The organism is Kitasatospora sp. NBC_00070 (genome assembly GCF_045041205.1).
GTDB lineage: Bacteria > Actinomycetota > Actinomycetes > Streptomycetales > Streptomycetaceae > Kitasatospora.
Genome location: NZ_CP108247.1, coordinates 4,427,644 through 4,450,931 on the forward strand (window position 1 = coordinate 4,427,644; position 23,288 = coordinate 4,450,931).

Consider the following 23,288-nt stretch of genomic DNA (forward strand, 5'->3'; position numbering starts at 1 on the left):
TCGGGCGTACCGGGTCGACCCAGCATAGAACGGGACGCTCAGCGGAAGCTGCGCACCGTCAGCCCGAGGGAGCCGGCGGCGACCACCGCGCCGGGTATCGGCCAGCCGAACGAGGCGCCCTCCCGACAGAGCGTCAGCCCCAGGTCCAGCAGGAAGAATCCGAGGGCCAGGCCGAGTACCGGGAGGACCCGGTGGAGGACACCACGATTGCTCAACAGCCCCTGCATGTCCGCGTCCTTTCCTGCCCAGGAGCGCACACCATACCGCCAGGTACCGGGACATGCACCACCCCGGCGGACATCCGGGACCGCACTCCCGGATCACCCGGCTGACCGCTGTCCGGGCCGGTCCGGCCGCTCCAGGGTGGGGGCATGACTTCCTCCCCTCCGGCGGCCGTGGCCGACCGGTCCGACGAACAGGCTCCGGCGCTCCGCCGGGTGGCGGCGGCCGCGCTGGTCGGCACCACGATCGAGTTCTACGACTTCTTCATCTACGGGACGGCGGCCGCGCTGGTCTTCGGCCAGGTGTTCTTCCCCGGCCTCGGTGCAGCCGGCGGGCTGCTGGCCGCCTTCTCGGTGTACGCGGTGGCGTTCCTGGCCCGGCCGGTGGGGGCGGTGCTGTTCGGGCACTACGGCGACCGGCTCGGCCGGAAGACCACCCTGGTCGGCTCGCTGCTGCTGATGGGGGTGTCCACCGCGCTGGTCGGGCTGCTGCCCGGGTACGGGGCCTGGGGGAGCTGGGCGCCGGTGCTGCTGGTCGTCCTGAGGTTCTGTCAGGGGATCGGCCTGGGCGGCGAGTGGGGCGGCGCGGCCCTGCTGCTGGCCGAGCACGCCCCGGCGGGGCGGCGCGGGCGGTACGGCGGGTACCTGCAACTCGGGCCGTGCGCGGGCTTCTTCCTGGCGAACGCGGTCTTCCTGGCGTTCTCCGAGGGGCTGAGCAGGTCGGCCTTCCTGGGCTGGGGCTGGCGGGTGCCGTTCCTGGCCTCGGCCGTGCTGGTGGCGTTCGGGCTGTTCGTCCGGCTACGGGTGGCCGAGTCGCCGCTGTTCCGGGAGCAGCCGGAGCGGGCCCGGGTGCCGGTGGTCGAGCTGCTCCGCGAGCACGGGCGGACGGTGCTGCTCGCCGGTCTCTCGATCATGGTCGGGTACACGCTGTTCTACCTGACCACCACCTACGCGCTGGCCTACGCGACCGCCGGACTCGGCCTGGCCGGCGGCCTGGTGCTCGGGCTGCTGCTGGCCGGCGCGCTGGCCATGGCGGGCACGGTCTGGCTCAGCGCGGGGCAGGGCGACCGCTGGGGCCGACGGCGGACCCTGATCGTCACGACCGCCCTGGGCGTCGGCTGGGCGCCGTTGCTCTTCGTGCTGCTGGAGACCGCCAGGCCGGTGCTGGTCGGGGTGGCGCTGATCGGTTCGATGGCCGTGCTCGGGCTGCACTTCGGGCCGGTGGCCGGCTACCTGCCCGAGCTGTTCCCGACCCGGGTGCGGTACACCGGCGTGGCGCTCGGCTACAACCTCGGCGGGGTGGTCGGCGGGGCCACCGCCCCGCTGGTCGCCACCCGGCTGTACGGCGTCTACGGAACCGCCGTCCCGATCGGCTGGTACGCGGCCGGAGTGGGGGTGGTCTCCCTGCTCAGCCTGCTCGCGCTGCCCGAGACCCGGGGGCGCGACCTGGGCGCGGTACGGCGGCCCGGGCTGCTCGCCGAGCCCGGCTGACGGGCCGTCGGGCGGGGAGCGGGGTGGGTGGCGGAACGGATTTCCCGTACGGGCCGATCACCGTGTAATGTCTTCCTCGTTCGACCGGTTCGCCCCTATAGCTCAGTCGGTAGAGCGTCTCCATGGTAAGGAGAAGGTCTGCGGTTCGATTCCGCATGGGGGCTCCACTCATCACAGGCTCCCGCCATCTCGGCGGGGGCCTGTTGTGTTTCCCGAGGGCGCGGCCCGACCCGCCCGCGCTCTGGCGGGCCGGGGCCGAATGCGCTCTGATGGTGCGTCACGGTGGCCCGCCGGGTACGGACGGGGTGCGGAGGGTGGCCGGACGGGGAGTGGAGGGCGCCGTGGGCGTTCGGCTCGTGGTGGTCGACGACCACAGACTGCTCGCGGAGGCGCTGGCCGCCGCGCTGACCCTGCGCGGGCACCGGGTGCTCGCGATCGGCTCGCCGGCCCGGGCGGTGGCCGAGTCGGTGGTCGGCCGACGTCCCGAGGTCTGCCTGCTGGGGGTGGCCGGAGCGGGTGCTCCGGACGCTTTCGAGCCGCTCCGGCGGCTGCGCCGGGAACGGCCCGAGATCGCCGTGGTGGTGCTCGGCCCGGTCGGCGAGCCCGGGCGGGTGGCGGCGGCCTTCGCGGCCGGCGCGGCGGGCTACGTCCGCAGCGACGAGCGGATCGAGGTGGTCGAGCGGGCGATCGCCCGGGTCCGGGCGGGCGAGGCGGCGGTCGCGGTCGAGGTGCTGCAGGGGGCCTTCGAGCGGGTGCTCCGCCCGGTGCCCGAACCGGACGACGACTCGCTGCGGCTGCTCCGGGCCCTGACCCGGCGGGAGGTCCAGGTCCTGCTCCGGATCACCGAGGGCCAGGACACCACCGCGATCGCCGCCGGCATGGGCATCGCCCCGAGCACCGCCCGCACCCACGTCCAACGCGTCCTGATGAAGCTCGGCGCCCGCACCCGCCTCGAAGCCACCGCCCTCGCCGTCCGCACCGGCCTCCTCGCCCGCATCACCCGCCCCTGACGCACCCGCATCGCCGACCTTTGGCAGATGCTCCGGATCTACGGTCAGGGGCTCGGGGAACTGCGACGCCGACCTCGGGCAAGGTGATCCGTTCAGGGGTGGTCAGGCACTTTCGCAGTGACCCGAACACCAGATCTCCTCGCAGTTCCCCGAGCCCCTGACCGTAGATGCTCGATCGCCTGCCAACAGTGCAGCCCCGAGCCCCTGGACCGTGCGGCCCCGAGCGCCTGCCGAAAGTGCAGCCCTGAGCCCCGGTGTTGACTCGTGTGCAGTTGTGTTTGATTATGTGAGCGCAGCGCACATTCGGAAGGCGGAGCCGTGCAGAAGACCACGACCAAGCTCGCGGACGGTCGCGAGCTCATCTACTTCGATGCGGCGGAGGGCCCCACCGACCGCTCCTCCATCGACCTGCGTCCGTTGGAGGCGACCACCGCACTGTCGGAGGTGCGCCGCGACCCGGTCACCGGGGACCACGTCACGGTGGCGGCCCACCGCCAGGGCCGGACCTACCACCCGCCGGCCGACGAGTGCCCGCTCTGCCCGTCCCGGGACGGGCGGTCGAGCGAGATCCCGGCGTCGGACTACGAGGTGGTGGTGTTCGAGAACCGGTTCCCCTCGCTCGCGCTCGGTGCCGCCGCCGAGGTGGAGCCGGACGCCACACCGCTGCGCGAGCTGGCGGCCGGGGTGGGCCGCTGCGAGGTGGTCTGCTTCACCGCCGAGCACCGGGCGTCGTTCGCCGACCTGAGCGAGGACCAAGCCCGCCTGGTGCTGGACGCGTGGACCGACCGGACAGCCGAGCTCTCCGCGCTGCCGGGCGTCGAGCAGGTCTACTGCTTCGAGAACCGCGGCGCCGAGATCGGCGTCACGCTGGCCCACTCGCACGGCCAGATCTACGCCTTTCCGTTCGTCACCCCCCGCACCGTCAAGATGATCGCCCGGGCCGACGAGCACCGCGCCGCCACCGGCCGGAACCTGTCCGAGGACCTGCTCGCGGCCGAACTCGCCGATCCCGTACGAGTGGTGCTCCGGGGCGAGCACTGGACGGCGTTCGTCCCGTTCGCCGCCCGCTGGCCGTACGAGGTGCACCTGTACCCGAACCGCCGGGTGGCCGACCTGACCGGGCTGACCGAGCCGGAGCGGGCCGAGTTCCCGGGGATCTACCTCGAACTGCTGCGCCGCTTCGACCGGTTGTTCGACGGCACCGCTCCGACCCCGTACATCGCGGCCTGGCACCAGGCGCCCGCCCGGCACCGCACCGAGCTGGCACTGCACCTGGAGCTGTTCACGATCCGTCGTACGGTAGGCAAGCTCAAGTTCCTGGCCGGCGTCGAGTCCGGCATGGACGCATTCATCAACGACGTGTCGCCGGAGTCGGCGGCCCGTCGCCTGCGGGAGGTCGCAACATGAGTAAGTACCTGGTCACCGGTGGCGCCGGTTATGTCGGCAGTGTGGTCACCGCGCACCTGCTGGAGGCGGGCCACCAGGTCACCGTGCTCGACGACCTCTCCACCGGCTTCCGTGAGGGGGTCCCGGCCGGGGCCGAGTTCGTCCGGGGCCGGATCCAGGACGCGGCCGAGGTGCTGGACTCCTCCTTTGACGGCGTGCTGCACTTCGCCGCCTGCTCGCAGGTCGGCGAGTCGGTGGCCGACCCGGAGAAGTACTGGCGGAACAACGTGGCCGGCTCGCTGGAGCTGATCAGCGCGATGCGCAAGGCCGGGGTCGGCAAGCTGGTGTTCTCCTCCACCGCCGCCGTCTACGGCGAGCCGGAGGAGGTGCCGATCGCCGAGACCGCCCGCACCTCGCCGACCAACACCTACGGCGCCACCAAGCTCGCGGTGGACCACCTGATCACCAGTGAGGCGGTCGCGCACGGCCTGGCCGCCGTCTCGCTGCGCTACTTCAACGTGGCCGGGGCGTACGGGGCGTACGGCGAGCGGCACGACCCGGAGTCGCACCTGATCCCGCTGGTCTTCCAGGCCGCCCTGGGCGACCGCCCGCACATCGCGGTCTACGGCGAGGACTACCCGACGCCGGACGGCACCTGCATCCGCGACTACATCCACGTGGCCGACCTGGCCGACGCCCACCTGCTGGCGCTGGACGCCGCCAAGCCCGGCGAGCACCTGATCTGCAACCTCGGCAACGGCAGCGGTTTCTCCGTCCGCCAGGTGATCGAGTCGGTGAAGCGGGTGACCGGCCGGGAGATCCCGGTCGTGGTCACCGACCGCCGCCCCGGCGACCCGGCCGTCCTGGTCGCCTCCGCCGCCCGCGCCCACCAGGCGCTGGGCTGGACCCCCCGTCGTGCCGACCTGGACGAGATCGTCAAGGACGCCTGGCAGTTCACCCTGGAGAAGAAGCCCGCATGACCGATTTCCAGTCCGTCCACGGCGCCGCCCCGACCGGGGTCTGGGCGGCGCCCGGCCGAGTCAACCTGATCGGCGAGCACACCGACTACAACGACGGCTACGTGCTCCCGATCGCCCTGCCGCACACCACCAGGGCGGCCGTCCGCCTGCGCACCGACGGCCTGTTGCGGCTGTGGAGCGAGCAGGGCGACGGCCGGGTGACCGAGCTGGACGTCGAGGGGCTGACCCCCGGCGCCGTGGCGGGCTGGGCCAAGTACCCCGCCGCAGTGGTCTGGGCGTTCCGCGAGGCGGGGCACCCGGTCGGCGGCGCGGACTTCTGGTTCGACAGCGACGTGCCGACCGGAGCGGGCCTGTCCTCCTCCGCCTCGCTGGAGTGCGTGGTCGCCACCGCCTACCGCGACCTGTACGAACTGGACCTGGACGCGGCCGAGTTGGCCCTGCTCGCGCAGCGGGCCGAGAACGCCTTCGTCGGCGTCCCGTGCGGGGTGATGGACCAGATGGCCTCGACCTGCTGCGCCGAGGGCGGTGCGCTCTTCCTGGATACCAGGGACCTGGCGCAGCGTCAGGTGCCGCTCGACCTGGCCGGTCGGGGCCTGCGCCTGCTGGTGATCGACACCCGGGTCAAGCACGACCTGGCCGACGGTGCGTACGCCGACCTGCGGGCCGGCTGCGAGCGGGCCGCCGCGCTGCTCGGGCTGCCCGCCCTGCGCGACCTCGACCCGGCGGGGCTGCCCGCCGCGCTGGCCGCGCTGCCGGCCGAACTCCGGCCGCTGGTCCGGCATGTGGTGACCGAGGACGCCCGGGTGCGGCAGGCCGTCGCCCTGCTGGACGCCGGTGACTTCGCCGGGCTCGGCCCGGTGCTGACCGCCGGGCACGCCTCGCTCCGGGACGACTACGGGGTCTCCTGCCCGGAGACCGACCTGGCGGTGGCGGTGGCGGTCGAGGCCGGTGCGCTCGGCGCCCGGATGACCGGCGGCGGCTTCGGCGGCTCGGTGATCGCCCTGGTCGACGCCGAACGGCTGGACGCCGTCGCGGCCGCCGTGACCGGTGCCTTCAAGTCCGCCGGGTACGCCGACCCGCGCACCTTCACCGCCACCCCGGCGGCCGGGGCGCGTCGGCTGAGCTGACCTGCGGCGGTACAGCGCCCCGGGCCGACCCAGCGTCGGCCCGGGGCGCCGTCATGTCCGGACAACTGCGCGGTGAATGACGAAACTTCACCAAATCCCCACCGATGCGCTGCCCTCTTCCGTACGCTGAGTCCCGCAGGGAACCGGGGGGCATGAAGTGGGCGAGCCCGCCGCAGTGGGCCCGGCAGCCGGTGGGGGTCGGCACCTGAGCAGGGGGGAACGACGATGGGGCGGGTTCGCGTCCTGGTGGTCGACGACCACCGCATCTTTGCCGAGGCGCTGGCGGCCACCCTGGCCGCCGAGGCGGACGTCGAGGTCGGCGTGGCCGGCAGCGCGGCCGGCGCCGAGCGCGCCCTGGAGCGGGCCGCCGCCGAAGGGCGGGCCTTCGACGTGATCCTGATCGACGCGGACCTGGGCCCCGTGGGCGCCGCCGCCTTGCGCCGCCCCCGCCAACAGTCCGAGCCGGAAGGGCAGTTCGGCCGTGCACCGGCACCCGGTCGGCTCTCCGTGCCGACCCAGCCGGGCCCGCTCAGGCCACCCGCCGGGCCGGCGCCCGACGGCTTACCCCTGCTGGCCAGGGCCTGTCGGACGTACCCGGAGCTGCGTGCCGTGGTGCTGGCCCGCGAGGACGACCCGCGCCGCGCCGTCCGGGCACTGCAGGCCGGTGCCTGCGGCTGGGTGGCCAAGGACAGTTCGCTGCCACGGCTGATGGCCGTGATCCGCGGCGTCCTGCGGGACGAGACCCATCTGCCGCCCGCCCTGCTCACCGGGGTGGTACGGGAGTTGACCGCCGCCCGGCGGGACCGGACGGAGAGCGAACGGCTGGTGGAGAGCCTCACCCCCCGGGAGGAGGAGGTGCTCCGCTGTATGGTCGCCGGTCTCGGCCGGCAGGCCGTGGCCGAGCGGCTCTACCTCTCGCCGCACACCGTCCGCACCCACATGCAGAACGTGCTCGGCAAGTTGGGGGTGCACTCCACCCTCGCCGCCGTCGCGGTGGCCCGACGGGCGGGCGTCAGCCCCTCCGAACCGGTCACCCCGCCCACCCCGCGCGCCACCCCAACCGTCGCCACAGGCCCCGGCGCCGGCTGACCAGCCCCCCAAGCCCAGGTACCGACATCGTCAGGTCAGGGAATTCGGAGGACACATGTCGCCGTACAACAATGCCGCACGCCTGAATCCGTCCAACCATCCACTCCAGGAAGGCGGTTCAGGTCTGCGTACGATCGTGGTCGGTGCCGGTTCGGCCGGCACCGCGCTGGTCCGCGACCTCGACCGGACACCCGACTTCGGGCTGCTCCCGGTCGGGCTGCTGGACGACGACCCGCTGAAGGCCGGTCAGCTGGTCAGCGGCGCACCGGTGCTCGGCGCGCTCGCCGAGCTGACCGAGATCGCGGTCCGGCACCGAGCCCAGGTGGTGGTGCTGGCGATCCCCGGGCTGGCCCACCAGCGGGTCCGCCAGCTGGCCACTGCGGCGGCGGCGGCCGGCGCCTCGGTCCGTTACCTGCCGTCCTTCCTCTCCGCCCTCCGCCGCGAGGTGGTCGGCTCCGACCTGCGCAGCCTGGACGTCAACCGGCTGATCGGCCGGCACGAGGTGCACGTGGTCTCCTCGGACGTCCGGGCCGTGATCGAGGGCCGCCGGGTCCTGGTCACCGGCGCGGGCGGCTCGATCGGCAGCGAACTCTGCCGTCAGCTGCACGCCTTCGGTCCGGCCGAGCTGTACATGCTCGACCACGACGAGTCCAACCTGCACCGGCTCCAACTCGACATCTGGGGCGAGGCGTTGCTCACCGACGACTCGCTGGTGATCGCCGACATCCGGGACCGGCCGAGAATCCAGCAGATCTTCCGCGACCTCCGGCCCGAGGTGGTCTTCCACGCCGCCGCCCACAAGCACCTCCCGCTGCTGGAGCGTCACCCCTCCGAGGCGGTGAAGTCCAACGTGCTGGGCACCGACAACCTGGTCGAGGCCGCCCTCGCCACCGGCGTCGAGCGGTTCGTGCTGATCTCCACCGACAAGGCGGCCGACCCGACCTCGGTGCTCGGCGCCAGCAAGCGGCTGGCCGAGCTGATCGTGCAGGCCAACGCCCGGGACGCCCGCAACCTCGGCACCGGCGTCTTCTCGGCGGTCCGGTTCGGCAACGTGCTCGGCTCGCGGGGCTCGCTGCTCTCGGTGCTGGCCGAACAGCTCCGCAGCGGCGGCCCGGTGACGGTCACCCACCCCGACGTGACCCGGTTCTTCATGACCATCGAGGAGGCGGTCGGCCTGGTGCTGGAGGCCGGGCGGATGGCGCACGGCGGCGAGGTGTTCGTGCTGGACATGGGGGAGCCGGTACGGATCGTCGACCTGGTGCACAACTTCGCCCGGCAGGTCCAGCTGGAGGCCGAGGAGGTGGAGATCCGGTACACCGGCCTCCGGGCCGGGGAGAAGCTCAACGAGGCCCTGTTCTCCGAGGGCGAGGTCCGCGTCCCCACCGCCCACGCCCGGATCTACGCCACCGTCGCCGACCACACGGCCGGCCCCGAGGACCTGGCCGGCGGCCTGACCGGCCTCTACCAGGCCGCCGCAGGCAACTCCGACGCCGAGGTCCGCCGCCGCCTGGCCGAACTCCTCCCCGGCTACCACACCCCCGTCGCCCAGCCCGTCCCCGCCCTCAGCAGCCCCTATCCGGACGGTTTCTAGGCACGAGCTGTCGGAATACAGGGGCCCGGGGCTCTGCTGTTGTGCGGCTCCGCCGCGTGGGCGACGCCGGCCTCGTACAAGGTCACCGTTGCGTAGGTGGTCAGGCACTTTCGCAGTGACCCGAGCGCCAGATCTCCTCGCCAACGCGGCGGAGCCGCAGATCGGCAGAGCCCCGAGCCCCTGGACCGTTGATGCTTGAGCCTCTGCCTGGAGCGCAGCCCGAGCGCCTGCCTGCGGCACAGCCGGAGGCGGACTCAGATCGCGTCGAACGGTGCCACCAGCTGGCGGAGGAGCCCCGCGAGCTCGGTCTGCTGCTGCCCCGTCAGTTCGGCCAGCAGGGCGCGCTCGTGGGCCAGCAGACCGGCCAGCGCCTCGTCCGCGCGGTCCCGCCCGTCCTCGGTCAGCCGGACCAGCACACCGCGCCGGTCGTCGGGGTCGGGCAGCCGCTTGACCAGGCCCTTGCCGGTGAGCCGGTCGATCCGGTTGGTCATGGTGCCGGAGGTGACCAGGGTCTGGGTGAGCAGCTGGCCGGGGGAGAGCTGGTAGGGGGAGCCGGCCCGGCGCAGGGCGGTCAGCACGTCGAACTCCCACGGCTCCAGGCCGTGCTCGGCGAAGGCGGTGCGGCGGGCGCGGTCCAGGTGCCTGGCGAGCCGGCTGACCCGGCTGAGCACCTCAAGCGGTCGCACGTCGAGGTCGGGGCGCTCACGGCGCCATGCAGCGACCAGCCGGTCGACCTCGTCCTCCATGTGGATCAGTGTAGCCACGGGTGTGTCGATATGAAGCCTCTTGACGTCAAGACTTCCTCGGTGAACACCGCGGGCACAGCTGCCGCGAGGGTCAGAGCTGCCGGTCGCCGACCAGTTTGGGGTGCCGCTCCATGCCCTCCAGGCCGTGCCAGGCCAGGTTCACCAGGTGGGCGGCCACCTCGGCCTTGCCCGGGCGGCGGACCTCCAGCCACCACTGGCCGGTGAGCGCGACCATGCCGACCAGCATCTGTGAGTACATCGGCGCCAGCCGGGCGTCGAAGCCGCGGGACTTGAACTCCAGGCCGAGGATGTCCTCGACCTGGGTGGCGATGTCGCTGATCAGCGAGGCGAAGCTGCCGGTGGACTGCGCCACCGGGGAGTCCCGGACCAGGATCTTGAAGCCGTCGGTCGAGGTGTCGATGTAGTCCATCAGTGCGAAGGCGGCCTGCTCCAGCAGCTCGCGGGAGTGTCCCCCCGTGAGCGCGCCGGTGACCATGTCGAGGAGGAGCTGCATCTCCCGGTCGACCACGACCGCGTACAGCCCCTCCTTGCCCCCGAAGTGCTCGTAGACCACCGGCTTGGAGACCCCGGCCCGCTCGGCGATCTCCTCCACCGAGGTGCCGTCGTAGCCGCGCTCGGCGAACACCGTCCGGCCGATGTCGAGGAGTTGTTCGCGGCGCTGCTTGCCGGTCATCCTGACCCGGCCCGCCTTGGTGGTCCGGGCGGGAGCGGCCGACCGGGTACGGGCGGTCTCCGCTCGTGTGGTCCGGCCGTCCGTGGTGTCTCCGTTGCTCCCGTTCACCCTTACATCATGCTGCAGGCGTCGGGTCATGCGGTGCGGCGGGCCGCGATCCGCTCCGCGTCCGGCCACCGCACATCCGTCGCCCAGCCCGCCAGTTCGAACCAGCGGATCAGCCGGGCGGAGGAGTCGATCTGGCCGCGCAGCACCCCGTGCCGGGCCGAGGTGGGGTCGGCGTGGTGCAGGTTGTGCCAGGACTCGCCACAGGACAGCACCGCCAGCCACCAGACGTTGCCGGACCTGTCACGGGACTTGAACGGCCGGGAGCCGATCGCGTGGCAGATCGAGTTGATCGACCAGGTGACGTGGTGCAGCAGGGCCACCCGGACCAGCGAGCCCCAGAAGAAGGCGGTCAGCGCGCCCTGCCAGGACATCGAGACCAGACCGCCGACCAGCGGCGGGATCAGCATCGAGACCAGGGTCCAGACCCAGAACAGCCGGGAGACGGTCCGCAGCGCCGGGTCCTTCACCAGGTCGGGCGCGTACTTGACCTGGGAGGTCTGCTCCTCGTCGAAGAGCCAGCCCATGTGGGCCCACCAGAGGCCCTTGAGCAGCGCGGGCACCGACTCGCCGTAACGCCACGGCGAGTGCGGGTCGCCCTCCTTGTCGCTGAACCGGTGGTGCTTGCGGTGGTCGGCCACCCAGCGCACCAGCGGGCCCTCGATCGCCAGGCTGCCGGCGATCGCCAGCGCGATCACCAGCGGGCGCTTGGCCTTGAACGAGCCGTGCGTGAAGTAGCGGTGGAACCCGACCGTGATGCCGTGGCAGGCGACGAAGTACATCACCGTGGCGATCGCCAGGTCGGTCCAGCCGAGGCCCCAGCCCCAGGCCACCGGCACGACGGCCAGCAGCGCCAGGAAGGGCACCCCGATGAAGAGGCCGAGCGTGATCCGCTCGGCGAGGCCCTGCTTCTCGCCACCTCGGGTGGCGGAGAGCTGGGTGGCGGCGATGGCATCAGCCTCTGGGGGCGCTTCGCTGGCCTGGATCGTCATGGGGTTCCTTGAGGGAAGGGGCTACCTACGTAGCCGTAACCTACGGCATCGTAAGTTCTGCCGCCCCGGTTGGGAAGACGTGTCGGCCACGGCTAGGGGCCCCTAAGGGTGGTGGATGTCAGAGCCCTTACCCCGTAGGCTGTGGACCGCATGCCGGGCGACCGGCACGGTGCAGCTCCTTCCCGGATCGTCTAAGGGCAGGACAGCTGGTTTTGGTCCAGCTTATGGGGGTTCGAATCCTCCTCCGGGAGCGTCCGCGACAGCCCCCGGACCGCGACGGCGGTCCGGGGGCTGCCTGCTGTCCGGGCTAAGCTCGGGGCAGCCCGGGAGCGCGGCCGTGCGGAGTGCCGGCCTTCGGGCGTCCCTCCCCTCCCTGCGCCGAACCGAGGAGCCTCCCGCGTGAGTGCCAACACCCCTGCTGCCGTGATCGTGCTCGCCGCCGGCGGCGGGACTCGGATGAAGTCCAAGAGCCTGCCCAAGGTGCTGCACCCGATCTGCGGCCGCACCCTGGTCGGTCACGCGGTGTCCGCCGCCCAGGAGTTGACGCCGGATCGGCTGCTGGTGGTGGTCGGTCACCAGCGCGAGCTGGTGCAGGCCCATCTGGCCGAGTGCCACCCCGACGTACGGACCGCCGTGCAGCTGGAGCAGAAGGGCACCGGTCACGCGGTGCGCATCGCGCTGGCGGCACTGGCCGCCGAGGGCGGCGAGCCGGACGGCACGGTGGTGATCACCACCGGCGACGCCCCGCTGCTGACCGGCGGCACGCTGGCCGCGCTGGTCGCCGCGCACGTCGAGCAGGGCAACGGGGTCACCGTGCTGACCGCCGTGGTGCCGGACTCCACCGGCTACGGCCGGATCCTGCGGGACGACGCGGAGGCGGTCGCGGCGATCGTCGAGGAGAAGGACGCCACCCCGGCGCAGCGCGCGATCGCCGAGATCAACTCCGGGGTCTTCGCCTTCGACGCCAAGCTGCTGGCCGAGGCGCTGGCCAAGGTCACCACCGACAACTCGCAGGGCGAGGAGTACCTCACCGACACGCTCGGCATCCTCCGGACGGCGGGTCACCGGGTGGGCGCCGTGGTGGCCGCCGACTACCGGGACATCCTGGGGATCAACGACCGGGTCCAGCTGGCCGAGGCCCGCCGGATCCTGAACTCCCGGCTGACCGAGCGGGCGATGCGCGCGGGCGTCACCGTGGTCGACCCGGCCACCACCTGGATCGACGTCCAGGTCAGCTACGAGCCGGACGCGGTGCTGCTGCCGAACACCCAGCTGCACGGCACCACCCACTTGGGCGAGGGCTGCCAGGTCGGTCCGAACTCGACCCTGACCGACACCCTGGTCGGCGCGGGCGCCACTGTGAGCAACACCACGGCGATCGGCGCCGAGATCGGCGAGCTGGCCGGCGTCGGCCCGTACGCCTACCTGCGCCCGGGCGCCAAGCTGGGCCGGAAGGCCAAGGCCGGCACCTACGTGGAGATCAAGAACTCCGAGCTCGGCGAGGGCGCCAAGGTGCCGCACCTGTCGTACATCGGGGACGCCACCATCGGCGAGCACAGCAACGTCGGCGCGGCCTCCGTGACGGTCAACTACGACGGTGTGAACAAGCACCGGACCACCATCGGGGCCCACTGCCGCACGGGTTCGGACAACATGTTCATCGCCCCGGTGACGGTCGGTGACGGTGCTTACACCGCGGCCGGTTCGGTGATCGTCAGCGACGTGCCGGCCGGTGCGCTCGGGGTCTCCCGGGCCCAGCAGCGCAACATCCCCGGCTGGGTGGAGCGCAAGCGGCCCGGCACCGACTCGGCGCGTGCGGCGGCCGAGGCGAACGGGGCCTGAACGGTCCCCTGGGGATCTTGGGGAGTGGGCCCGGGGCGGACGCTTCGCGGCCCAGCGCGTAACCTGGAGTACATACGTGCGCCACTGGGCTCCCTGGCCCGTGTCTGGGCGTACTCCCCATCCCCGTTGACCACCGATCCCGGCCGAGCCGGGGTGCGGCGCGGCGGGTTCATGTGCGTCAGCAACACGAGGAGACGGTGCAGTGAGCGGGATCACGACGTCGGGTGAGAAGAAGCTCAAGCTCTTCTCCGGCCGTGCCCACCCCGAGCTGGCGGCCGAAGTCGCCGCGGCGCTCGGGACCGAACTGGTGCCCACCAAGGCGCTGGACTTCGCCAACGGTGAGATCTACGTCCGCTTCCTGGACTCCGCCCGTGGTGCGGACTGCTTCGTGATGCAGAGCCACACGGCTCCGATCAACCAGTGGATCATGGAACAGCTCATCATGATCGACGCGTTGAAGCGGGCCTCGGCCCGCAGCATCACGGCGATCCTGCCGTTCTACGGCTACGCCCGGCAGGACAAGAAGCACCTGGGCCGCGAGCCCATCTCGGCCCGTCTGGTGGCCGACCTGCTGGCTGCGGCCGGCGCCGACCGGATCATGGCGGTGGACCTGCACACCGCGCAGATCCAGGGCTTCTTCTCCGGCCCGGTGGACCACCTGTTCGCGCTGCCGCTGCTGGCGGACTACGTGGGCCGGAAGGTCGACCGGTCGAAGCTGACCATCGTCTCGCCGGACGCCGGCCGGGTGAAGGTCGCCGACCAGTGGTCGGACCGCCTCGGTGCGCCGCTGGCGATCATCCACAAGCGCCGGGACATGACCCAGGCCAACACCATCCTGTCCGCCGAGGTGGTCGGTGACGTCAAGGGCCGGGTCTGCGTCCTGGTCGACGACATGATCGACACGGCCGGCACCATCTGCGCCGCGGCCGACGCGCTCTTCGACAACGGCGCCGCCGACGTCATCGTGGCCGCCACCCACGGTGTGCTGTCCGGCCCGGCCGCCGACCGCCTGAAGAACTCCCGGGTCAGCGAGTTCGTGTTCACCAACACCCTGCCGACCCCGCAGGAGCTCCAGCTGGACAAGGTGACCACGCTCTCGATCGCCCCGTCGATCGCCGCCGCGATCCGCGAGGTCTTCGAGGACGGCTCGGTCACCAGCCTCTTCGAGGGTGTGCACTGACCCCGCGTCAGCTGTGATCCGGCCCCGGTGCTCAGTCGAGCGCCGGGGCCGATTTCGTGGTTGACGAGCCGTACGGTTAGACTCGTGAGACTGCTCGGCGAGGGATGCTGTGCGCCCATTCGGTGCCGTCTCCGTGATCGACGCGCTGCTGAAAAACCTTCAGCCGTCGTCTGCCGTCGAGCGAACCCCCAGGTATTTGAGGGTGTGGCTTCGGCGGTTTTCGCTTGTCTGCACCCGTTTTCCCCAAGAGGAGCAGACGTGTCCGAGATCCGCCTTGCCGCCGAGTCCCGCACCGAGTTCGGCAAGGGTGCCGCCCGTCGCGCCCGTCGCGCCGGCTTCGTCCCCGGCGTCGTCTACGGCCACGGCCAGACCCCGGTTCACCTGAACCTGCCCAGCCACGCCCTGATGATGGCGCTGAAGACCTCGAACGCCCTGCTGGTCGTGCCGATCGACGGCAAGGACGAGTACGTGCTGCCGAAGGCCATCCAGCGTGAGGCCATCAAGCGCACCATCGAGCACGTCGACCTGCTGCTCGTGAAGCGCGGCGAGAAGGTCACCGTCGAGATCCCGATCCTCACCGAGGGCGAGCTCGCTGCCGGTGGCAACCTGCTCGAGCACGTGCTGAACTCCCTCCCGGTCGAGGCCGAGGCCACCCACCTGCCCGAGTCGGTCACCGTCTCGGTCCAGGGCCTCGAGGCCGGCGCCTCCGTCCTGGCCAAGGACATCACCCTGCCGGCCGGCACCACCCTGGCCGTCGACGGCGACACCGTCGTCCTCCAGGTCATCGGCGCCCAGGCCTCGCAGGCCGACGCCGACGCCGAGGCCGCCGCGGCCCAGGCCTGAGCCTCACCCGTTGCCTGACCGCTGCCCCGGTCACTCCGTTCGGAGTGACCGGGGCAGCGGTGTGTCCGGGATGATGGCGGTATCCGAAGAAGGAGCGGTACATGAACGACTACGACGGTCCGTGGCTGGTCGTCGGCCTCGGCAACCCGGGCGACGAGTACGCCCGGAACCGGCACAACATCGGCTTCATGGTGGTCGACCTGCTGGCCCAGCGGATCGGTGCCAGGTTCAAGACCCACAAGAGCCGGGCCGGGATCGCCGAGGGACGGATCAGCGGGAAGCGGGTCGTGCTGGCGAAGCCGATGACCTTCATGAACCTCTCCGGCGGCCCGACCACCGCGCTGCGCGACTTCTACAAGGCGCCCACCTCGGCGATCGTCGCGGTGCACGACGAGCTGGACCTCGACTACGCCACCCTGCGACTCAAGCTCGGCGGCGGCGACAACGGCCACAACGGCCTGAAGTCGATCACCAAGTCGCTCGGCCCCGACTACCACCGGCTGCGCTGCGGGATCGGCCGCCCACCCGGCCGGATGGACGTCGCGGACTTCGTGCTCAAGGACTTCTCCTCGACCGAGCGCAAGGAGCTGGAGTGGTTCGTGGACCGCTCGGCCGACGCGGTGGAGGCCCTGCTCGCGGAGGGGCTGGAGCGGGCCCAGGGCACCTACAACTCCTGACGGTCCGTCAAGACGCCGCGCTGGGTTTGCACAACGGTCGTGCAACGCTTGCCCGATCGTTCCGGAAACCGTGTGGGAACGACCGGTCCGATCGGATAGCGTCAGTCGGGTACGCAGGGTTGAGGGGTTGGATCTGGGGGTAGGGACCGTGATTCGGTCACAGCGCGTCCGTGTCGGACGTGTGCTGGGTGGTACGACGCTGGTGCTGGCGGCCACGGTGTTCGGGGCGACGGCCGCGCAGGCGGCCGACCCGACGGGGCGGCCCGCCGGGTCGCCGGAGCCGGCCGCCGCGCAGTTCCCCGCCCCGGAGGCGGGTGAGCTGGGCACCTCGTCCGGGCTGTACGCCGTGGGCGGCGGCCTGGTGGTGGTCGCGGGCGGGGCGGCGATGTGGCTGCGCCGCCGGAAGTCCGGCCGGGTGACGGTGCACTGAGCGGGCGTCGGCAGACGACGGAGGGGCGGTCCTTGCGGACCGCCCCTCCCCGCGTTCCGGCCGGGTCAGCCGGTGTTGCGCAGACCGGCGGCGATGCCGTTGACGGTCAGCAGCAGCGCCCGGGCCCGCAGCGGGTCCTCCTCGCGGCCCTGGGCGACCAGCTCGCGCTGGCGGCGGAGCAGCGCCACCTGGAGGTAGGAGATCGGGTCGAGGTAGGCGTCGCGGACCGTGAAGGTCTGCTTCAACACCTCGTTGTGCTCCAGGAGTTCGCTCTCGCCGGTGAGCCGGAGCACCTCCTTGAGGGTCAGCTCGTGCTCGGCCACGATCTGGTCGAACACGTGGTGCAGCTCGGCCGGGACCAGCTGCTCGACGTAGTGCCGGGCGATCCGCAGGTCGGTCTTGGCCAGCGTCATCGCGACGTTGGACAGGAAGTTCTGGAAGAAGTGCCACTGGCCGTGCATCTCGGCCAGCACGTCACCCAGACCGGCCGCCCGGGCCGCCGCCAGGCCGGAGCCGACGCCGTACCAGCCGGGCACGATCTGCCGGGACTGGGTCCAGCCGAAGACCCACGGGATCGCCCGCAGACCGTCCAGGCCGGCGCCGGAGTCCGGGCGGCGGGACGGGCGGGAGCCCAGGTGCAGCGAGGCCAGCTGGTCCACCGGGGTGGCCGCGAAGAAGTACTTCGGCAGGTCCTCCTGCTCGACCAGCGCGCGGTACGAGGTGTGCGCGGCCTCGGAGACCTGGTCCATCACCTGGTCCCAGCGGGCCAGCTCCTCGGGCGCCTGGCGCGGGGCGGTGTGCAGCGCGGAGGCGGCCAGCGTGGCCGAGATGGTCAGCTCCAGGTTCTCCCGGGCCAGCGAGGGGAGCAGGTACTTGTCCGAGATCACCTCGCCCTGCTCGGTGACCTTGATCTCGCCCTCCAGGGTGCCCCAGGGCTGGGCCAGGATCGCCTCGTGCGAGGGGCCGCCGCCGCGGCCGACGGTGCCGCCGCGGCCGTGGAACAGCCGCAGCCGGATGCCGTACCGGTGGGCCACGTCGCGCAGCCGGCGCTGGGCCCGGTGGATCTCCCACTGCGAGGTGGTGATGCCGCCGAACTTGGACGAGTCCGAGTAACCGAGCATCACCTCCTGGATGTCGCCGCGGAGCGAGACCAGCAGGCGGTAGGACGGGTCGGAGAGCATCTCGTCCAGGATCCGGTCGGCCTCCTGGAGCTCGTCGGTGGTCTCCAGCAGCGGCACGATGCCGATGGTGGCGATGCCCGCGTGCAGGTCGATCAGGCCGGCCTCACGGGCCAGGACGGTGGCCGCGAAGACGTCGTCGGCGCCCTGGCACATCGAGATGATGTAGCTCTCGACGATCTCGTCGCCGAACCGCTCGAAGCCCTCCCGGATGGTGTTGAAGACACCGAGGGTCTTGGTGCCCGCCGCGTCCAGCGGGGCCGGGGTGGGCGCCAGCGGGCGGCGCGAGCGCAGCTCCTTGGCGAGCAGCTTCTGCCGGTACTCGCGCGGCATGTCCGCGTAGCGCCACGCCTCCTCGCCGAGCCGGTCGAAGAGCTGGCCGAGCGCGTGGTGGTGCGCCTCGGCGTGCTCGCGGACGTCCATGGTGGCGAGCTGGAGGCCGAACGCCTCCACGGTGCGGATCGCCCGGGCCAGCCGGCCATCGGCGATCAGCTCGCCCCGGTGGGCGCGCAGCGAGTCCTGAATGAGCTTCAGGTCGGCGACCAGCTCGCGGGTGCCCAGGTAGTCCCGGCCGGGGACGTGCGGGGTGCCGGCGGCGAGCCGCTCGCGGGTGTTCTCCAGCTTGAGCCGGACGCAGGTGGCCTTCAGCCGGTACGGCTCCTCGGCGTTCATCCGCTTGTAGCGCGGGCTCAGCTCGGGCAGCAGCTTGAGGTCGGCCTCCAGCGAGGCGAGCAGCTCCTCCGAGGCGCCGGCCAGCCGGACCGAGGTGGAGAGCGAGTTGCGCAGGTCGTCGACGGCGGCCAGGGCGTCCTTGATGCCGTACTCGTGCTGCAGGTTGAGCACGTCCCAGGTGACCTGCGGGGTGACGTTCGGGTTGCCGTCCCGGTCGCCGCCGATCCAGGTGCCGAAGGTCAGCGGTCGGACGCCCTCGGGCAGGCTCAGCCCGACCCGGGCCAGCTCCTCGTGCAGCTCCTCCAGCACCTCCGGGACGGCCTCGCGGTACAGCTCGTCCAGGTAGTAGACGGCGTTCCGGGCCTCGTCGGTGGGCTCCGGGCGGGCGATCCGCAGCTCGTCGGTCTGCCAGAGCAGGTCGATCACCTCGGCGAGGCGGCGGTCGGCCTGCCGCTTGGCCGAGGAGTGCCGGACCGGGTCGGTGGTGGAGAGCCCCGAGGCGGCGTGCTCGCGGTGGATCCGCTCCAGCAGCTCGCCGATCCGGCGCAGCTTGTTGAGCACGCTGCGGCGGGCGGCCTCGGTCGGGTGCGCGGTGAAGACCGGACGGACCGCCAGGTGCGCCAGCGTGTCGGCCAGGTGCTTCGGGTCGGCGTCGGCCAGCTGGTCGGCGGTCTGCGCCAGCAGCGAGCCGTGCTTGGCCCGGCGGGTGGCGAACTCGCGGCCGCGGTGCACCTGCTCGGTGACGTTCGCCAGGTGGAAGTAGGTGGAGAAGGCCCGGACCAGCTTGGCCGCCGTCTCCAGGTCGATACCGGAGAGCAGCTCGGCGGTCGCCTCGCCGTCGGTCCGGCTGAGCAGGCGGACCTGCTCGACCAGGCCGAGCAGCTCGGCGCCCTCCTGGCGGACCAGGGTCTCGCCGAGCAGGTCGCCGAGGCGGCGGATGTCCGCGCGGAGCGCGGCGTTGTCGGCGATCGGCGTGGGGCTCTCCGCCGGAGTGGGGACCGGAGCGGTCACGGCTGGCTCCCTGTGGTGGTGGGGTTCGGCAACGGCTCTCGCCGCCTGGGTAGAGGCGGTGTGTGCGGACCGCGCTGTCCGACGCGACCAGCATAGGTGGCACCCGGTGCCGTCTCGGCGAGGTAACCGCATCGCGGACAGTCTTTAGGGGTCCACTGCCCGCAGGGCTCGGGCACTGTGTTCCGAGCCCCTGGGTAGTCGACCGCTGAGCGCCTGCCGACAGTGCGGCCCCGATCCCCTGGACCGTAGCCCCGGAACGCCTGCCGACAGTGCGGCGAAATGGCCCGTCGTGACGGCGGGCCGCTCGCATAGGCTGGCCTCCATGAGCAACTCGCCGGACGGGGGCGGGCCGGGCCGATCACTCTGGTGGTGGGGGCGGCGCCGCAGCGTGGTGCTGGATGTCGGACTGGCCGGGCTGGCCGGGTTGGAGTGTGCGTTCGGGGCGTTCTCGACCGTTCGGGTGCAGTTGGAGTGGGCGCTGCCGGTCGCGGTGCTGGCGGCGGTGCTGGGGGCGCTCTCGGGCGCGAGCCTGGTGGTGCGCCGCAGGTGGCCCGCCGTACCGGTGGTGGTGGCGCTGCTGTTCGTGCCGGGGTCGTTCGGCGTGGTGCTGCTGATGGTGTCGCTGTACACCCTGGCGGCGACCTGGGAGTGGCCGAGCCGGCGGTGGCGGGTGGTGGCGCTCTGGGCGGTGGCGTTCGTCGAGACCACCGTGGTGGTGCTGTTCTACATGTTCCTGCCGGAGGGCCGGACGGCCGATCAGCAGCTGCCGCCGACCTGGGTGTTCGTGGTGATGGCGGTGCTGATCGCGATCGGGGTGACCGTCCCGCCGGTGGTGACCGGGCTGTACCTGGGGGCGCGCCGTCGGCTGGTGGAGAGCCTGAAGGACCGGGCGCACGGCCTGGAGACCGAGCTCGACCTGCTGGCCGAGCAGGCGCAGGAGCGGGCCCGCCGGGCCCGGTTGGAGGAGCGCACCCGGATCGCCCGGGAGATGCACGATGTGGTGGCGCACCGGGTGAGCCTGATGGTGGTGCACGCCGGGGCGCTGGAGCGGGTGATCCCGAAGGACCCGGCGAAGGCGCAGCAGAGCGCCAAGCTGATGGGCGAGGTGGGCCGGCAGGCGCTGAACGAGCTGCGCGAGATCCTCGGGGTGCTGCGGATGTCCGAGGAGCCGGCGGCCGGCCCGGCCGGGCTGGCGGAGCTGACCCGGTTGGTGCAGCAGTCGGAGGCGGCCGGGATGCTGGTCACCCTGACGGTCAGCGGGGCCCGGCGGCCGTACGCGCGGGAGGCCGAGCAGACCGCGTACCGGGTGGTGCAGGAGGGGCTGACGAACGCTCACAAGCATGCCGGCGGGGCCCGGGTCTCGGTCCTGCTGGCGTTCGTGCCGAACGGTGTCCGGGTGGCGGTGCTGAACGACTGCCCGGGCGGTGGCGAGCGGGCGGCGGGTCTGCCGAGCGGGGGCAACGGGCTGGTCGGGATGCGCGAGCGGGTGCTCGCGCTGGGCGGCAGTTTCAGTGCCGGACCGGAGCCGGACGGGGGGTTCCGGGTGGAGGCGGTACTGCCGTCCCGGCTCGCGGTGCAGGACGGTCCGCTGGCGTAGCGTCAGGCGCCGGTGCCCGCAGCAGCAGCCGGCCGACCGGCGGCTGCACCAGCGGGCCGAACAGCCGGACGCTGACCGGCAGGCTGAGCAGCACCGCGAGCCCGAGTGCGAACCCGCCGTAGACCGGCAGCGCCGTCCAGGAGTGCTGGAGCGAGCGGGCGTGGTAGACGCCGCTGGCCTGCAGCAGTTTGAGCGGCAGGCCGTGCAGCAGGTAGACGTACAGCGAGGCGGCGCCGAGCGAGGTCCAGCGCTGCCGGCCGGCCGGCAGCAGGGCCAGGAAGGAGGCGGCGGCGACCAGCGAGAGCAGGCCGAGGGCGGCCTTGACGGCCAGCCAGACCGGGTAGCCGACGCCGAGCTGGGCGGCGGTCTCGGTGTACTCGACCCAGGCGGTGTTCAGCAGCTTGGGGTAGGCCAGCCAGATCGCGGCGAACGCGGACAGCAGGCCGAACGGGGCCAGCGCGCGGACCGTCCGGTGCCGGAGCAGCTCGAAGTGCCGGGGCCGGAGCACCAGGCCGAGCACGAACCAGGGCAGGAAGCCCAGGGTGCGGCCGAGCGCGAGTTCGGCCGGGTAGGCGTGCACCGCACCGGAACCGGCCGCGACCAGCACGGCGATCGGCAGCGGGTGGCGCAGCGCCGTCCAGAGCGGCACGCTGAGCCGCCAGATCAGCAGCGACAGCAGGAACCAGGTGAGCCAGCGCGGCTCCAGCAGCCGGATCGGCTGGAGGTCCTGCTCCAGGGCCATCCCGACCAGGTTGTAGAGGAGTTGGAAGACCAGGTAGGGCACCACGAGCTGGGAGATCAGCCGCCCGCCGTCGACCTGGGGGCGGCCGGTCCTGGGCCGGGAGAAGTAGCCGCAGAGCACGATGAAGACCGGCATCGAGAACGCCGCGATGGTCAGCACCACCGCGCCGACCGTGCGGTTCTTCTCCAGCAGCGGCATCCAGGTGTGGGCGCAGACCACCAGTGCGACCGCCGCGAACTTGGCGTTGTCGAAGAGCGGTTGGCGTTCCAACGCGAATCCTCCTGCTGTTCCCCGCGAAAGCTCCACAATCGGGCTGGGGGTCAGTGTGGACTCAACGGGTGCTCGGCGGCAGTGGATTGGCGAAAGTGTCACGTGCCGGAGAGAGCCGTCACACCGTCGGCGCGGGCAGCCGTTCGGGTTGCAGGCCGAGCACCAGGGTGGCCACCGCCTGGTCGACCGAACGTCCCAGGTACCACTCGCCGGTGTGGTCCAGGCTGTACACCCGGCCGTCCTCGTCGAGGGCCAGCAGGGCCTGGCCGTACGCCTCCTCGCCGAGCGGGGCGACCCGGCTGCCCAGCGCCCGGCCGAGGTCGGCCAGGGTGCGGGGCTGGTGCAGCCCGCAGCGCGGGTCGAGCAGGAAGGGTGTCCGGGCGATCTCCCGGCCGGCGCCGGTCAGTTCGACGGCCAGCCCGCCGAACTCGGCCCAGGCCTCGATCGCGGCCGGGAAGACCGCGTGCTGGACCCCGTCCGGAGCGCCGTGCGCGACCAGGGCGTCGGCCCACTCCTCGGCCTGCCGGATCTGCCACCGGCCCGGGTGCCAGCCGGCCTGCTTGAGCGCGGCGGCGACGTCGGCCGGGAAGCGTGGCTGGGTGCGGAGGGCGGAGTTCAGTGCGGGCTCCAGTCGTACGGGGTCGGGGTGGGAGGGGACGTGGTCAGGAGGCTGCGGGGCCGACCGCGACGCTGGCCACCTGGAGGTGGCCGAGCAGTGGCTCGCAGGAGCGGCAGGGCGGTGCGTGGGTGCCGTGCGCCGGGTCGCCCTCCTCCCGGATCCGGACGGTGGTCAGCCGGGAGCCCTTCAGCGCCTTGCGGGCGTCCGGCAGGGTGAGCGGCTTGCGGGCGGACCGCTTGGACCGGGTGGTGTCCACCTCGGTCAGGTACCGGGACAGCAGCTCCGCCTCGGGGCAGCGGCCGACGAACCGCTCGCGCTGCTCGGCGGGCAGCCCGGCCAGGAAGTCGGCGACCAGCGGGTGCAGCTCCGGCACCAGGTCGGGCTTGTGCCCGGCCAGGGTGTGCACGGTGCCGTTCTTCAGGGAGAGCGCGGCCGCCACGGCGGGGAGCAGGCTGTCCCGGTGGTGGCGCAGCGCCGGAAGGGGCGACGGGTCGGTCTGCTCCATGGCGGCTGCTCCTCACCTGTGTCGACGGTCCGGCGGACGGTGCTGTCCGACGGTAGGGGTCAAGCGTGCCAAACGCCGCAGACATTGCCGAAACCGGGGGCTGATCGGGTGGCTGACCCGCCGTCCGCTGATCAGGCTTCACCATTCCCCCACGTTTTCCCGATTCGGCCCCCGCCCGCTGACGCCAGCCGATACCGTTCCGGCAGCAGGGCCGGGTCGACCGTGGGGGAGCGGGCGGAGTCGGCCGAATGCGGGGCAGCCGACGGCGAAGGGGCCGCCGGTACCGAGCA

The 23,288-nt window shown here is 72.4% G+C and carries 21 protein-coding genes and 2 tRNA genes; 15 read left to right on the forward strand and 8 right to left on the reverse strand.

Going from position 1 to position 23,288, the window contains the following annotated elements; translation table 11 throughout:
* Positions 1-38: 38 nt before the first annotated feature.
* Positions 39-227: a hypothetical protein gene (locus OHV05_RS20480; RefSeq protein ID WP_405018969.1), complete on the reverse strand. Its 189-nt coding sequence runs from the start codon at positions 225-227 to the stop codon at positions 39-41.
* 144 nt (positions 228-371) lie between these two features.
* Between OHV05_RS20480 and OHV05_RS20485 the strand changes: the two genes are divergently transcribed.
* The 8 genes from OHV05_RS20485 (at position 372) to OHV05_RS20520 (ending at position 8,895) form a co-directional block, all read left to right on the forward strand.
* Complete coding sequence (locus OHV05_RS20485) at positions 372-1,712, forward strand: MFS transporter (protein ID WP_405018970.1); 1,341 nt, start codon at positions 372-374, stop codon at positions 1,710-1,712.
* A 91-nt stretch (positions 1,713-1,803) separates the two neighbouring features.
* Positions 1,804-1,879: transfer RNA gene (locus tag OHV05_RS20490), tRNA-Thr, on the forward strand.
* A 174-nt stretch (positions 1,880-2,053) separates the two neighbouring features.
* Positions 2,054-2,722, forward strand: a complete 669-nt coding sequence (locus OHV05_RS20495) for a LuxR C-terminal-related transcriptional regulator (protein ID WP_405018971.1) — start codon at positions 2,054-2,056, stop codon at positions 2,720-2,722.
* Between the two features lie 318 nt (positions 2,723-3,040).
* A complete protein-coding gene (gene galT / locus OHV05_RS20500; RefSeq protein ID WP_405018972.1) occupies positions 3,041-4,129 on the forward strand; it encodes a galactose-1-phosphate uridylyltransferase in 1,089 nt (362 codons plus the stop codon).
* On the forward strand, positions 4,126-5,088 hold the full coding sequence (gene galE, locus OHV05_RS20505; protein WP_403044335.1) for a UDP-glucose 4-epimerase GalE: 963 nt from the start codon (positions 4,126-4,128) through the stop codon (positions 5,086-5,088). Before galT ends, galE begins: the two co-directional genes overlap by 4 nt.
* On the forward strand, positions 5,085-6,215 hold the full coding sequence (gene galK, locus OHV05_RS20510) for a galactokinase (protein WP_405018973.1): 1,131 nt from the start codon (positions 5,085-5,087) through the stop codon (positions 6,213-6,215). Before galE ends, galK begins: the two co-directional genes overlap by 4 nt.
* 225 nt (positions 6,216-6,440) lie before the next feature.
* Positions 6,441-7,304 carry a LuxR C-terminal-related transcriptional regulator gene (locus OHV05_RS20515; protein ID WP_405018974.1) on the forward strand — a complete coding sequence of 288 codons (864 nt, stop codon included), beginning with the start codon at positions 6,441-6,443 and terminating at the stop codon, positions 7,302-7,304.
* A 136-nt stretch (positions 7,305-7,440) separates the two neighbouring features.
* Positions 7,441-8,895, forward strand: a complete 1,455-nt coding sequence (locus tag OHV05_RS20520; RefSeq protein ID WP_405018975.1) for a polysaccharide biosynthesis protein — start codon at positions 7,441-7,443, stop codon at positions 8,893-8,895.
* A gap of 254 nt (positions 8,896-9,149) precedes the next feature.
* Here the strand turns inward: OHV05_RS20520 and OHV05_RS20525 are convergent, their stop codons facing one another.
* From OHV05_RS20525 to OHV05_RS20535, 3 genes are all read right to left on the reverse strand, one after another.
* The gene (locus OHV05_RS20525; protein ID WP_405021504.1) at positions 9,150-9,641 is read right to left on the reverse strand and encodes a MarR family winged helix-turn-helix transcriptional regulator; all 492 of its coding nucleotides are present in this window, start codon (positions 9,639-9,641) and stop codon (positions 9,150-9,152) included.
* Positions 9,642-9,732: 91 nt separating this feature from the next.
* Complete coding sequence (locus OHV05_RS20530) at positions 9,733-10,443, reverse strand: TetR family transcriptional regulator (protein ID WP_403044326.1); 711 nt, start codon at positions 10,441-10,443, stop codon at positions 9,733-9,735.
* Positions 10,444-10,469: 26 nt separating this feature from the next.
* Positions 10,470-11,432 (reverse strand): acyl-CoA desaturase, encoded by a 963-nt coding sequence (locus tag OHV05_RS20535; RefSeq protein WP_405018976.1) that lies wholly within the window; start codon positions 11,430-11,432, stop codon positions 10,470-10,472.
* 180 nt (positions 11,433-11,612) lie between these two features.
* Between OHV05_RS20535 and OHV05_RS20540 the strand changes: the two genes are divergently transcribed.
* The 6 genes from OHV05_RS20540 (at position 11,613) to OHV05_RS20565 (ending at position 16,404) form a co-directional block, all read left to right on the forward strand.
* Positions 11,613-11,683, forward strand: a tRNA-Gln gene (locus tag OHV05_RS20540).
* Positions 11,684-11,831: 148 nt separating this feature from the next.
* Positions 11,832-13,274 carry a bifunctional UDP-N-acetylglucosamine diphosphorylase/glucosamine-1-phosphate N-acetyltransferase GlmU gene (gene glmU / locus OHV05_RS20545; RefSeq protein WP_405018977.1) on the forward strand — a complete coding sequence of 481 codons (1,443 nt, stop codon included), beginning with the start codon at positions 11,832-11,834 and terminating at the stop codon, positions 13,272-13,274.
* 202 nt (positions 13,275-13,476) lie between these two features.
* Positions 13,477-14,454, forward strand: coding sequence for a ribose-phosphate diphosphokinase (locus tag OHV05_RS20550; protein ID WP_403044484.1), 978 nt, complete (start codon positions 13,477-13,479; stop codon positions 14,452-14,454).
* A gap of 258 nt (positions 14,455-14,712) precedes the next feature.
* The gene (locus OHV05_RS20555; protein WP_405018978.1) at positions 14,713-15,297 is read left to right on the forward strand and encodes a 50S ribosomal protein L25/general stress protein Ctc; all 585 of its coding nucleotides are present in this window, start codon (positions 14,713-14,715) and stop codon (positions 15,295-15,297) included.
* A 101-nt stretch (positions 15,298-15,398) separates the two neighbouring features.
* Positions 15,399-15,974 (forward strand): aminoacyl-tRNA hydrolase, encoded by a 576-nt coding sequence (gene pth, locus OHV05_RS20560; RefSeq protein ID WP_403044489.1) that lies wholly within the window; start codon positions 15,399-15,401, stop codon positions 15,972-15,974.
* Positions 15,975-16,155: 181 nt separating this feature from the next.
* Entirely contained in the window at positions 16,156-16,404 is a 249-nt protein-coding gene (locus OHV05_RS20565; protein WP_405018979.1) for a hypothetical protein, read from the forward strand.
* Between the two features lie 65 nt (positions 16,405-16,469).
* Here the strand turns inward: OHV05_RS20565 and ppc are convergent, their stop codons facing one another.
* Entirely contained in the window at positions 16,470-19,265 is a 2,796-nt protein-coding gene (gene ppc / locus OHV05_RS20570; protein WP_405018980.1) for a phosphoenolpyruvate carboxylase, read from the reverse strand.
* Positions 19,266-19,587: 322 nt separating this feature from the next.
* Here ppc and OHV05_RS20575 point away from each other — a divergent pair, with 322 nt between their 5' ends.
* On the forward strand, positions 19,588-20,862 hold the full coding sequence (locus OHV05_RS20575) for a sensor histidine kinase (RefSeq protein WP_405018981.1): 1,275 nt from the start codon (positions 19,588-19,590) through the stop codon (positions 20,860-20,862).
* Here OHV05_RS20575 and OHV05_RS20580 read toward each other — a convergent pair.
* The 3 genes from OHV05_RS20580 to OHV05_RS20590 all read right to left on the reverse strand — a co-directional run bounded on the left by OHV05_RS20580 (position 20,774) and on the right by OHV05_RS20590 (position 22,998).
* On the reverse strand, positions 20,774-21,874 hold the full coding sequence (locus OHV05_RS20580) for an acyltransferase family protein (RefSeq protein WP_405018982.1): 1,101 nt from the start codon (positions 21,872-21,874) through the stop codon (positions 20,774-20,776). The two genes, OHV05_RS20575 and OHV05_RS20580, sit on opposite strands and share 89 nt — an antisense overlap.
* Positions 21,875-21,992: 118 nt before the next feature.
* A complete protein-coding gene (locus tag OHV05_RS20585; RefSeq protein ID WP_403044627.1) occupies positions 21,993-22,505 on the reverse strand; it encodes an SUKH-3 domain-containing protein in 513 nt (170 codons plus the stop codon).
* 31 nt (positions 22,506-22,536) lie between these two features.
* Entirely contained in the window at positions 22,537-22,998 is a 462-nt protein-coding gene (locus OHV05_RS20590) for a YwqJ-related putative deaminase (protein WP_403044504.1), read from the reverse strand.
* Positions 22,999-23,288: the final 290 nt, after the last annotated feature.